The 12668-nt window shown below is 35.3% G+C and carries 10 protein-coding genes; 3 read left to right on the top strand and 7 right to left on the bottom strand.

All coding sequences use genetic code 11. The annotated features are described in order from the left end of the window. Positions 1-178: 178 nt before the first annotated feature. The 3 genes from RNZ46_RS15910 to htpG form a co-directional block, all read right to left on the bottom strand. Positions 179-673 carry a hypothetical protein gene (locus tag RNZ46_RS15910; RefSeq protein ID WP_316983160.1) on the bottom strand — a complete coding sequence of 165 codons (495 nt, stop codon included), beginning with the start codon at positions 671-673 and terminating at the stop codon, positions 179-181. After that, a complete protein-coding gene (locus RNZ46_RS15905) occupies positions 670-1764 on the bottom strand; it encodes a GmrSD restriction endonuclease domain-containing protein (RefSeq protein ID WP_316983159.1) in 1095 nt (364 codons plus the stop codon). The genes RNZ46_RS15910 and RNZ46_RS15905 overlap by 4 nt, the downstream gene beginning before the upstream one ends. A 255-nt stretch (positions 1765-2019) precedes the next feature. Further along, positions 2020-3930 carry a molecular chaperone HtpG gene (gene htpG, locus RNZ46_RS15900; RefSeq protein WP_316983158.1) on the bottom strand — a complete coding sequence of 637 codons (1911 nt, stop codon included), beginning with the start codon at positions 3928-3930 and terminating at the stop codon, positions 2020-2022. A 278-nt stretch (positions 3931-4208) separates the two neighbouring features. Here htpG and RNZ46_RS15895 point away from each other — a divergent pair, with 278 nt between their 5' ends. Next, entirely contained in the window at positions 4209-5213 is a 1005-nt protein-coding gene (locus tag RNZ46_RS15895) for a 3-oxoacyl-ACP synthase III family protein (protein WP_316983157.1), read from the top strand. A 229-nt stretch (positions 5214-5442) separates the two neighbouring features. Beyond that, positions 5443-6096 (top strand): fructose-6-phosphate aldolase, encoded by a 654-nt coding sequence (fsa, locus tag RNZ46_RS15890; RefSeq protein ID WP_316983156.1) that lies wholly within the window; start codon positions 5443-5445, stop codon positions 6094-6096. 69 nt (positions 6097-6165) lie between these two features. On the opposite strand, the gene RNZ46_RS15885 is transcribed toward fsa, so the two are convergent. After that, entirely contained in the window at positions 6166-7587 is a 1422-nt protein-coding gene (locus tag RNZ46_RS15885) for a TlpA family protein disulfide reductase (protein WP_316983155.1), read from the bottom strand. A gap of 203 nt (positions 7588-7790) precedes the next feature. Between RNZ46_RS15885 and RNZ46_RS15880 the strand changes: the two genes are divergently transcribed. Then, positions 7791-9416, top strand: coding sequence for an ABC-F family ATP-binding cassette domain-containing protein (locus RNZ46_RS15880; RefSeq protein ID WP_316983154.1), 1626 nt, complete (start codon positions 7791-7793; stop codon positions 9414-9416). Between the two features lie 103 nt (positions 9417-9519). On the opposite strand, the gene RNZ46_RS15875 is transcribed toward RNZ46_RS15880, so the two are convergent. From RNZ46_RS15875 to pheT, 3 genes are all read right to left on the bottom strand, one after another. Beyond that, positions 9520-9756, bottom strand: a complete 237-nt coding sequence (locus RNZ46_RS15875) for a putative signal transducing protein (protein WP_316983153.1) — start codon at positions 9754-9756, stop codon at positions 9520-9522. Positions 9757-9769: 13 nt separating this feature from the next. Continuing rightward, on the bottom strand, positions 9770-9994 hold the full coding sequence (locus RNZ46_RS15870; RefSeq protein WP_316983152.1) for a putative signal transducing protein: 225 nt from the start codon (positions 9992-9994) through the stop codon (positions 9770-9772). Positions 9995-10097: 103 nt separating this feature from the next. After that, entirely contained in the window at positions 10098-12524 is a 2427-nt protein-coding gene (gene pheT, locus RNZ46_RS15865) for a phenylalanine--tRNA ligase subunit beta (RefSeq protein WP_316983151.1), read from the bottom strand. Between the last annotated feature and the right edge of the window lie 144 nt (positions 12525-12668).

The following is a 12668-nucleotide window of genomic DNA, read 5'->3' as shown; positions in this document are numbered from 1 at the left end:
AATTGTTTGGGATTTTTTGAGAAGTTTTTTGGAGGGATGGTTTAACGTGTTTGGTATGATTTCGTTGCGGATTTCTAATCAATAACTTTTCAGTTTAACAATAATCTTTGTTTTATGTTTACATTTTTATTTAATTATATAAATCACTATTATTGATAAACAATATTTTACATAGCTTTTAACTCTTAATTGCATAACTATACATAAGTCTTAAAATTGGATAAATCTGTTCTAATTGATTCAATGTTATTGAAGGGGCTTGAAATGTCAACATTACCCCGGCATTAGTTGAATGGGCTGCTTTGTTTCTCTCAATTGTCAGATTATCAAGTGTTGCATTTAATAATCCTATTTTTCCGGTATTGTTTAATTGTGTTTCTAGTTTCTCCATTTTAACTACTCCGATTGTTTGTAGCATCATTTTTCTAAAATTTCTCTTGTAGTTGAACCCATAATTATTCTTTACAATAGAATCCATAATATCCTCATATTGCGTTGTAAGAATTTTATTTTTCACACATCTCCTCGCAATTTTATCAAGCGACTCTTCAATCCAACCGCACAACTCCATCAAAGCAAGTTTAGAATAATGAGTAGATCTAGGGTGTGGCTCGGCATTATAATACGAGTCTAATTCCCTTAAGAGGGTTTTTATATCTCTTTTTAAAATCATTCAGCAAATATTTCAACTGCTCGGTTCAATCTTTTTATCACTTTATTTTTGCGAGCAACTCCTTCACTTAATTCATCAGAACTAAATAAGGGATCCTGTCTAAGCGTTTGATATTTTTGATTTAGAATTGTTTGAGATTTTTTTATGTCCTGTAGGTTTCTTTGAACCCCAACGTAAATAGCTTCAATTATAGATTTACTTATTTTTTTAACTGCTGTATTTTCAAATACTCTGGTATAAATAATAGTTATAACGTCTTCAAATTCTTTTCTCTTGATTTCTATTGTATTATCATCCAAAAAACGATTGGAAAACATATAATCATTGAGCCACTTACTTAATCTTCCGGAATAATTTTCAAAATCTTCAGATAAAGCAAAAAATCTAAGGTTTAGTTCCTCAAATGAAAACCTGTAATTTTTATTGGAGTCAATGTCGAATAAAGATTGGTAATGTTTAAAAACAGTTATTGATTTTAAAAACTCATTAAAACTGCCGCTATAAATGCAATTTCTAATTTCTTGATTGTTAAGCTTAGTTCCCCCTGAATTTAACCTATGAAAGATTGTGAATAGGTATTCTAAATGTTCTTTTTTGTTGTGATTACACCTAATTACTGTGATTGGAATAGTTAAATTTTGAACTCTTGAATAATATGATGGATTGTTTTTTTTAATACTTCTGATTGATTTACCTGATATTGCAGGGTCTATATCCTCTAAAGGAGAAAGAGTCCACTCTTCTTTGGATAAAAAATTTATTATTGATTGTATTCGTTGTAATCCATCAATAACATATCTTTCATCAGAATTAAAGTCTAAACTGAAGCACATACTTGGGATAGGTAGTTGTTTAATTAATGAATCTACAAATCTAGATTGAGCTGGTTTTGACCAAACTACATCTCTTTGAAAATATGGTTGTATTTCAAGTTGACCTGATTTATACATTCGAAAAATATCTGCACAAGAACGCAATTCGTTATAAGCTACAATATCTTTTGGTGGAGATTCTTCAAAATCGTCTTCAACTCCTTGCTTTACCTCTTCTTTTAATTCTTCATCGAAAGGATATGTATATTTATTTTCCATTTTAATTTTTTTTAAATTGCATACAATGCAAAGTTAAAGTTCAATTTGAATGAACTTTATCAATTGTGAAACGCAATCTAGTTAATTTTTCTGACAAAATCAAATAGACAAAATAAAAAAACCACCCTGTTTTCACAGAGTGGTTTTGGCTGTTAAAATTTCCGCGGAAGCGAAAACAGTTATAGTTTTAATTTATGAGATTACAACATTTCGACAAGCTCAGTGCAGGCAAAATGCGTCCTCGTAATGACGTTCTTATTTAATCATCTCGTAACTACGCTTAATAAAGTTTGTCAATTCTTCGCCTTTAAGCAAACCTTGAGAAAGTCGCGCCAAATCCAAACTTTGGTTTATTAAACGCTCTTGCTTCTTTTTGGTTTTGGTGCTTAAAATATCGCCAACCAATTCAGAATTTGTATTAACAACCAAGTTGTACATTTCTGGCATACTGCCAAACATATTCATGCCTCCGCCACCTGTGGCTTGCATTTCTTTCATACGGCGCATAAACTCCGGTTGTGTAATCATAAACGGTGCAGCATCGCTGTCCATTGGTTCTAATTGTACCACAAATTTTTCAGAGGGAATCACTTCTTTTAAAAGTTCGTCTAATTTTTTAGTTTGCTCTTCATCCAACTTAGAAATCTTGGTTTCGTCTTTCTGAATTATTTTATCAATATGGTCGGCATCAACACGGGCAAAAGATATTTTTTCTTTTGAGGTTTCCAGCTTTTGCATTAAGTGCGACACAATGGGCGAATCTAAAAGCAATACCTCGTAACCTTTAGCTCTGGCAGCCTCGATGTAACTGTGCTGCTCATCTTTGTTCGATGCGTAAAGAATTACAAGTTTATCATCCTTATCTGTTTGTTTTGCTTTTATTTTGTTGTAAAGCTCGTCGTACGTATAATACGTACCGTCTACGGTTGGGTACAATGCAAAGGCATCGGCTTTTTCAAAGAATTTTTCTTCGGAAAGCATACCGTACTCAATCACGATTTTAATATCGTTCCATTTGGCTTCAAAGTCTTCACGGTTGTTATTAAACAACGATTTTAATTTATCGGCCACCTTTCTGGTAATGTACGACGATATCTTTTTAACAGCACCATCGGCCTGTAAATACGAACGCGATACGTTTAACGGAATATCGGGAGAATCGATAACACCACGCAACATCGTTAAAAATTCAGGGACAATACCTTCAACGTTATCGGTTACAAAAACCTGATTTTGGTACAGTTGAATTTTATCTTTTTGAATGTTTAAATCGTTCGTCATTTTCGGGAAATATAAAATCCCGGTTAAATTAAACGGATAATCGACATTTAAGTGAATATTAAACAACGGCTCCTCGAATTGCATCGGGTACAACTCGCGGTAGAAATTGCTGTAATCTTCATCCTTTAAATCTGCCGGTTGCTTGGTCCACGCAGGGTTTGGGTTGTTAATAATGTTATCAACCGTAATTTGTTTATGTGGTTCGGTAGTTTCTTTACCGTCTTTGTCTTTTGTTGTTTTAGGCGTAAAGTCAGGGTCGTTTATTTCTTTAGTTCCAAACTTAATAGGAACAGGCATAAACTTGTTGTACTTTAACAAAAGCTCACGTATACGAGCTTCTTCTAAAAACTCTTTGTCATCGTCGGTAATATGAAGAATGATTTCGGTACCTCTTTCTGTTTTATCGGCTTGAACCAAAGTGAATTCGGGAGAGCCATCGCAGGTCCAATGTGCGGCAGGTTCATCTTTATAAGATTTTGTGATAATCTCAACTTTTTCGGCCACCATAAAAGCGGAATAAAAACCTAAACCAAAATGGCCAATAATGCCAGAATCTTTAGCCGAATCTTTATATTTATCTAAAAACTCTTCGGCTCCAGAAAATGCCACCTGATTGATGTATTTTTCAACTTCATCGGCAGTCATACCCAAACCTTGATCGATAATATGAAGTTTTTTACCTTCTTTATCAATTTTAACCTCAATTTGCGGATTGCCATATTCAACCTTTGCATCACCAATATTGGTTAAATGCTTTAGTTTTAACGTGGCATCTGTGGCGTTACTGATTAGCTCACGTAAAAATATTTCGTGATCGCTGTACAAGAATTTTTTAATGAGTGGGAAGATGTTTTCCACCGAAACATTAATATTTCCTTTTGTCATAATTAAAATAATTTATTTGTCATTCCCTCGAATCCCGATAGCTATCGGGAGGAAATCTGATTAATTTTAGTTTAAACTTACTTTGTTTTCATAGACAACAAAAATGCCAAGAATAGAAATATGACAAACTGACACAGCTTTTTTTTTGGAAAATGCAAATTCAAAAAATAATTTAAAAATCCAATACACTATTAGTGAGGGCTTTTAGATTTCCGAATTTTAAATATTATAATTTGAATATTAAATTTTGTACTTTGGTTTTTCAAATAAGGATAACTATGTATAATTCAAAAATAATAGGCTTAGGAAAATATCTTCCGGAGCACGTGGTGACCAATGACGATTTATCTAAAATGATGGACACCAACGATGCATGGATTCAAGAACGCACCGGAATCAAAGAACGCCGGTGGATAAAAGAAGGGACCGATGACACATCGGCAATTATGGGTGCAAAAGCCTCTAAAATGGCTATTGAGCGCTCTGGCTTAACCAATGATGATATCGATTTTATTGTGTTTGCCACCATGACGCCAGATTATTATTTTCCGGGTTGCGGTGTGCAAATCCAAGAAATGCTAGGGTTAAAAAATGTGGGAGCCATTGATATTAGAAACCAGTGTTCGGGCTTTGTGTATGCCATTTCGGTAGCCGACCAGTTTATAAAAACCGGAATGTACAAAAACATATTGGTGGTGGGTTCAGAATACCATTCCAATGGTTTGGATAAAACCACAAGAGGTCGGGGTGTTACCGTTATTTTTGGCGATGGCGCGGGTGCTTGTGTGCTTTCTAGGGAAGAGGATACCACTAAAGGTATTCTTTCAACACACTTGCACAGCGAAGGGAAGTATGCCGATAAACTTATTGTGGAGTCGCCCAGCATCAAACATTGGGTGCCACAGATTTTAGAATCTGAGGAAGAAGATTTGTCTTATTTCCCATATATGGATGGCACCTTTGTTTTTAAACATGCGGTGGTTCGTTTTAGCGAGGTGATTATGGAAGGGCTGCAAAAAAACGGTCTGCAAAAAGAGGACATCGATATGCTCATTCCGCATCAAGCCAATTTGCGCATTGCACAATTCATTCAAAAGAAATTTGCCTTAACCGACGACCAAGTATTTAACAACATTCAGAAATACGGGAATACCACGGCGGCATCGGTAATTATTGCACTAACCGAAGCATGGGAGGAAGGCAAAATTAAAGCTGGCGATAATGTGGTATTGGCAGCCTTTGGTAGCGGATTTACTTGGGCGAGCGCCATTATTAAATGGTAAACCCATCACATGTTAAAAATAAATTGTAATTAATTTAAGTTTTGTATTTTCAGTTTTGTGTGAACTAAATTGAACAATTTCAGATAAAGGCAAAACGCAGAAGGATTTTTCAATTAAAACCCTTAATTATTTATAATTTAAATTGTTAATATATTTTAAGTAAATCTTCGTTTAAAGGTTTTATTTAATCGTAAATTCGCAAAAAAATTGCACAACTAAATTTATACGAATGAAATTTTTTATTGATACCGCAAATCTAGATCAGATAAAAGAAGCTCAAGACCTTGGTGTACTTGACGGCGTAACTACAAATCCATCCTTAATGGCTAAGGAAGGCATTACTGGACATGACAATATTTTAAAACACTACGTGGATATTTGTAATATTGTGGATGGCGATGTGAGTGCGGAAGTGATTTCGACGGATTTTGAAGGTATGGTTAGAGAAGGGGAAGCTTTGGCGGAATTGCACGAGCAAATTGTTATAAAACTGCCCATGATTAAGGATGGTGTTAAAGCCTGTAAATATTTCTCTGAAAAAGGTGTAAAAACCAATGTGACTTTAGTGTTTTCGCCAGGGCAAGCATTATTGGCAGCAAAGGCTGGGGCCACTTATGTGTCGCCGTTTATTGGACGTTTGGATGATATTTCTACCGATGGTTTAAACTTAATTGGAGAAATTAGACATATTTACGATAACTATAATTTTGACACTCAAATTTTAGCAGCTTCAGTGCGTCACACCATGCATGTTATAGATTGTGCCAAATTAGGCGCTGATGTTATGACGGGACCATTAAGCTCTATTGAAGGTTTGTTAAAACACCCATTAACCGATATTGGTTTAGCTAAATTTTTAGAAGATTATAAAAAAGGAAACTAAATAAATTATAGTTTTTCGCTATAAAAAAAGCCTCAACTTTTAATCAGTTGAGGCTTTTTTTTTGAATGCTTATCTATTTATTAAACCTAAAAGCTGTTCTTCAAAATTCCGTGCAAAAATATTGGTTTTGCCGTTTACTATTTTTTGATTTTCATCAACCAAAAAAGCTTTTGTTATGGGGTAAAGGGCTAAAGTTTCTTTTGAAGCTTTTGGGTGCTTAAATTGATATTGGTTTTTAAAGGTGAAACTGTTTCGTTTTAATGCTTTTAAAGCGGAATCCATACCGTAATCATCCACATTAATAACTATAAATTTTACCTCTGGGTATTTTGTGCTTAACTCATAAATTTTATGCTGACTCTCTTTAAAATGGTCGTAATAGGTTTGCGACCAAAAGCAAATTACGGTTGGCGAATTTATAATGGCATCAACGCTGGTTTCAGAATTTCTGGTATCTATAAGTACGGTTTCTGGGAAGTTCTTACCTGTTTTTAAGTTGTGTAACGCATTGGCATATTGCGTAATCATCGCTTTGCTTTCGGTATTAGAACTTTTGCTTGTATAAAAATCAAGAATGGCTTTGTTGTTTTTCTCATTATTACTTTTGTTTAAAAAGTTTACGGTATAATGATGCAGTAAGTCTTCTTTAATTTCATGATCCGTAACTAAGCTATCAATAAGCGATAACCGGTCCAAATTATAACAAACGTCTGAGCTTTTAAAATGATTGTCTTTGGCATGCTTATAATGTTCGCTAAGTGCGATATTGTTAAAGTTCCACCGTAAAAAAGAGTTGTAAATAAAGTAATCTTTTAAAAACGCGTCGTTGTAATTGATGGTTTTTCTGTAGTCGTAAAAATCTTCCGGTAAGGATTCTAAAATATCATATTTGTTGTGTCCGTAATGCACAAACGGATATATTTCTTTGTTAAAATATTGATTGTAATCAATGTTCGCCTGTGCAATTTTGTTAAACAAATCCGATGTATCGTACTTGCTTTTAAACTTTTTAAGTTTTTTAAGTTTGATATTTTTTATGGAATCTATTTCTTTTTTATAGGCTTCGGCATTTAACTGACAGAATTCAAAAATCTTTTTTTCCTCTATTTCATTTCTTAAAAATTCATTGATTAAATAGTTGTTCTTTTTAGCGCCTTCACCGGTGTAAACCAACGATTCGTCAAACTCTAAAGTATTCAGCCTAAACATGATGCTGTCTTTTGGTTCTAATAAAACCATTTGAAACTCGCCACCATGTTTAAAATTGTAAAGTCCTGGTTGTAAATTATCAACTTTATAAATAAACCTGTTGTTGCCATCAAGTCTTATGGTATCGATAATTTGCTTCGATTTAGACAGCACCACATAATTATTGTTCGCGTTAATAATTTCACCACCAAAAAAAGCATAATCACCATTATTATTGGTGTTATCCTTTTTACAACCCAGCAGTGTGATTGCAATAAGCAGTGTATATAAATATAATTTCATAGTCCCCCTCAAAAAAAAATTATTTCAGCATTAATGCTTTATAAAACAAAAATATAGCTTGTATTTATAAACTGCTGTTAAGGCGTTGTTAAATATTATACTACAAGGGTTTTGCGTAGGCAAGTACGGGTTTAAAAATAAGTTGAGGATGTTTCGACTTACCAATTAGATTTTATACTTTTGCAAAAAATTAAATACAAACTATGTTATCAGTTTCTAACTTATCGGTGCAATTCGGGAAGCGTGTACTTTTTGACGAAGTAAACACGACTTTTAATAATGGTAATTGCTATGGCATTATTGGTGCAAATGGTTCAGGGAAATCTACTTTTTTAAAGATTATTTCAGGAAAGATGGAGCCAACATCCGGACACGTGTCTTTAGAGGCGGGGAAACGTATGTCTGTGTTGGAGCAAGACCATAATTTATACAATGAGCACACGGTTTTGGAAACTGTTTTAATGGGGAATAAACCCTTATTTGAAATAAAATCTGAAATTGATGCGTTGTACGCGGATTACACCGATGAAAACGCTGAAAAAATTGGTGAGCTTCAAGTGAAGTTTGAAGAAATGAATGGTTGGAATGCCGATAGCGATGCCGCTTCGATGTTATCCAATTTGGGTATTAAAGAAGAGCATCACTATACCTTGATGGCCGATTTGGACGGAAAACAAAAAGTACGTGTGTTATTGGCGCAGGCATTGTTTGGCAATCCGGATGTGCTTATTATGGATGAGCCTACCAACGATTTGGATTACGAAACTATTTCGTGGTTGGAAAACTTTTTGGCAAATTACGATAACTGTGTTATTGTGGTATCGCACGACCGTCACTTTCTCGATGCCGTTTGTACTCATATTTCTGATATTGACTTCGGAAAAATAAACCATTATTCCGGAAACTATACCTTTTGGTACGAGTCGTCTCAATTGGCAGCAAGACAGCACGCACAGCAAAACAAAAAAGCTGAAGAGAAGAAAAAGGAACTGGAAGAATTTATCCGTCGTTTTTCTGCCAATGTTGCCAAAAGTAAACAGGCCACCAGTAGAAAGAAAATGATTGAAAAGCTGAATATTGGTGATATCAGACGAACAAGCCGTCGTTATCCCGCCATTATTTTTGAGCGCGATAGAGAAGCCGGCGATCAAATACTAAACATTACTGGTTTAGCAGCTTCTATTGATGGTGAAATATTGTTTAAAGACATCGATCTTAATTTGAATAAAGGTGAGAAAGTGGTTGTTTTTTCTAGGGATTCAAGGGCTACAACGGCATTTTATCAAATTTTGAACAATAAAGAAAAAGCTGATGCAGGTAAATTTGCGTGGGGTGTAACCACCACACAATCCTATTTGCCATTGGATAACAGCGAATATTTCGACAACGATTTAACACTTATTGATTGGTTGCGCCAATGGGCACAAACCGAAGAAGAGCGCGAAGAAGTTAACATTCGAGGATTTTTGGGTAAAATGATTTTTAGTGGCGAAGAAGCTTTTAAAAAATCATCGGTATTATCCGGAGGTGAAAAAGTACGTTGTATGCTAAGTAAAATGATGATGACCAGAGCCAATGTTTTAATGCTTGACGAACCAACAAACCACTTGGATTTAGAGAGTATTACGGCATTTAACAATTCGCTTAAAAACTTTAAAGGCACTGTGTTGTTTACAACGCACGACCACGAGTTTGCACAAACGGTTGCCAATAGAGTAGTGGAATTAACACCAAATGGCATTATCGATAGGCACACCACATTTGATGAGTACATGCAAGACCCTAAAATAAAGGAATTGCGTAATAAAATGTACGCGGTTACGGTTTAATTTATTTGGGCGTTACCGCAAGGGTCGGGCTTTACGTTACAAGTCCTCGCGCCAAAAAAGGCGCTGTGGGCTTTCCTCTGCAATCCCTAACGCAATACAGAAACTAATTTTGAAACTCAGAAGTTATGCTTTCAACAATTTCAACAGCTTTATCGAGTTCGTCTTTATGCACATATAATTCTTGTTGACCAGGAATGGATGGACCAAAACCAGCTAAACGCGCAGATTCAGATTGGTCTTTTACAATTGGACGAATATTTGTTTTTTCTAAATCGGAAACAATGCGTTGTACGGTAATAAAATTTCCAGTAAAAATTTTTATATAATTGGAATTGGCCATAGTTATGGGTTTATTATTCGGGGTTTATATTTTTAATAATGTCCTGGGCTTTTTCAAGTTCGTCTTTGTGCACGTAAATTTCCTTGAGCAAATGGCCGCCATAAATCTTTGGGTCAAGCCCAGACTCATTCTCGTCTTTAACAACAGGGCTAATATCTATTTTTTCTAAATCAGCAATTATACGCTGTACGTCAATAACACTTCCGGTGAAAATTTTAATGTAATTAGAATCAGCCATAGCGATAGGTTTTAAAAAGTTCCTTAAATTAAAGATACGAAAATTTTAGATACAAAAAAAAGCCAACTGGCGCTGGCTTTTTAAAATTAATTTTATGTTAGAATTACCTCAATTCTGCACCCAATTGTTTTTCGAAATTGGTTTGAAGTTTTTTCATAATCTTATCAATCTGCTTATCGTTAAGCGTTTTGTTTTCGTCTTGTAACGTAAAACGAAGGGCGTAACTCTTTTTACCTTGTGGTAGGTTTTTACCTTGATATACATCAAATAAACTCACACTTTTAAGCAATTGCTTTTCACTTTGTTTTGCTATTTTGTAAATGGAATCGAAAGTAACGGCTTCGTCTAATAATAGGGCAAAATCCCGACGCACTTCCGGGTATTTTGGTATGGCTTTAAATGTTATTTTATGGCGTTTTACAATGTCTAAAATGGCATCCCAATTAAAATCGGCATACAACACCTCTTGCGAAATATCAAAATGTTTTAATATCGATTTTTTCACTAAGCCAAAATCGACCAATTTGGTTTTACCCAAGTTTAAACTCAATCCTTCGCTAAACACATCGTTTTTAACAGGCGTTTCATTATACCGCGAAATACCCAAACGTTCTAATATCGAAGTAATACTTCCCTTTAAGAAAAAGAAATCACTTTTTTTAGAAGCATCATACCAACTTTCCTTGTTTTTATTGCCTGTTGCGAAAAGGGTTAAATGCTTGTTTTCGGCTCTGGTGTTGTTATAATGATGATAGGTTTTTCCGAATTCAAAGAATTTTAAATCTTGACGTTTTCTATTGATATTGTGTAAAACCGCTTCTAAACCAGAAAACAATAAAGACTGGCGCAACACCGACAAATCGTTACTTAGCGGATTAAGCATGCTAATGTTATGTTCTTCCTTTATCTGCTCGCTTAAGGCCACATAATTGGGGTTTGTTAGTGAGTTTGAAAGTATCTCGTAAAACCCTTGAGCCGCTAATTGATCGCCCACAATATTCTGAATTTTATGGTCTTCAAAACGAGAAGTGCTTGAAATTGAGGCGTTTATTTTTTCGGTAGTTTTAATGTTGTTATAACCGTAAACACGCAGAATTTCTTCAATAATATCGGCTTCACGAAGCACATCGTTTCTGTAGGCCGGAACGGTTAAACCCAATCCGGTTTCGGTAACATTGTTTACTTTTATATCCAATGAGGTTAAAATACGTTTGATAATTTCTTCTGGAATTTCTTCACCAATCAATTTTTTGGCATTATCAAAACTCATTCGCACATGAAAATCCTCAATCTTTTTGGGATACACATCAATAATATCACTGGTAATTTCGCCGCCGGCAACCTCTTGAATTAATAAGGCAGCGCGTTTTAAAGCGTATTCGGTAATATTAGGGTCGATACCACGCTCAAATCTAAATGAAGCATCGGTATTTAGCCCATGGCGCTTTGCGGATTTACGAACGCTAACCGGATTAAAATATGCGCTTTCCAAAAAGATACTGGTTGTGCTTTCGGTAACACCAGAATCGATACCACCAAAAACACCTGCGATACACATGGGTTTTTCGGTGTCGCAAATCATTAAATCATCTTCGTGCAATTCGCGCTCTATACCATCCAATGTTGTAAATTTAGTGCCTGCTTTTACCGTTTTAACTTCAATTTTACTACCTGAAATCTTTAAGGCATCAAAAGCATGAAGCGGTTGCCCCAGTTCGTGTAGCACGTAATTGGTGGCATCTACAATATTATTAATAGGGCTTAAACCAATTGCTTTTAGGCGGTGTTGCAACCATGTTGGAGATTCTGCCACCTTTATTTTAGAAATGGTTACGCCACAGTAGCGCGGTGCTAAATCTTTATTTTGTACATCGATATCGATTTTCAGAGTACGGTTGTCTACACGAAACGCACTAACCGATGGCGTGATAAGCTCTAATTTAATATCCTTTTGAATCAATCCTGCTTTTAAATCGCGTGCTGTTCCGTAATGGCTCATCGCATCGGCGCGGTTTGGGGTTAATCCAATTTCAAAAACCTGGTCGTTTTCAATATCAAAAATATCCGCAGCTTGAGTTCCCACTTTTATTTTCTCATCTAAAACCATAATGCCATCGTGCGATGTTCCCAAACCTAGTTCGTCCTCGGCACAAATCATACCGTGACTTTCTTCGCCTCGAATCTTTCCTTTTTTAATGGTCCAACTTTCGCCCTCATCCGTATACAACGTTGTGCCAATGGTGGCCACAGGCACTTTTTGTCCAGCTGCCACATTGGGCGCGCCACAAACGATTTGCACCGGAGCATCGGTACCGATATCTACGGTGGTTAACTTTAATTTATCAGCATTAGGGTGTTTAACACAGGTTAAAACTTTGCCAATTACCACACCTTCCAAACCGCCTTTTACCGATTGGTACCTTTCTACACCTTCAACCTCTAGTCCTAAATCGGTAAGCAATTCGCTGGTTTGTTTTGCGGTCCAGTCTGTTTTAATAAACTGTTTTAACCAGTTATATGAAATCTTCATAACTCATTTTACTATTTAAGGGAGCAAAGATAAAATATAGATGTTACCAATCAAACAATGCTTTACGTTTTGTGAACGTAAATTGTGAAATAAGGGGTTTGTTAACTTGTTTATGAATTTACTGTCGAATTTGAATGGCTTTTG

The sequence above is a fragment of the Hwangdonia lutea genome (genome assembly GCF_032814565.1).
GTDB classification, from domain to species: Bacteria; Bacteroidota; Bacteroidia; order Flavobacteriales; family Flavobacteriaceae; genus Hwangdonia; species Hwangdonia lutea.
Note: the sequence above shows the minus strand (reverse complement) of the source record. Positions and strands in the feature narration are given on the sequence as shown.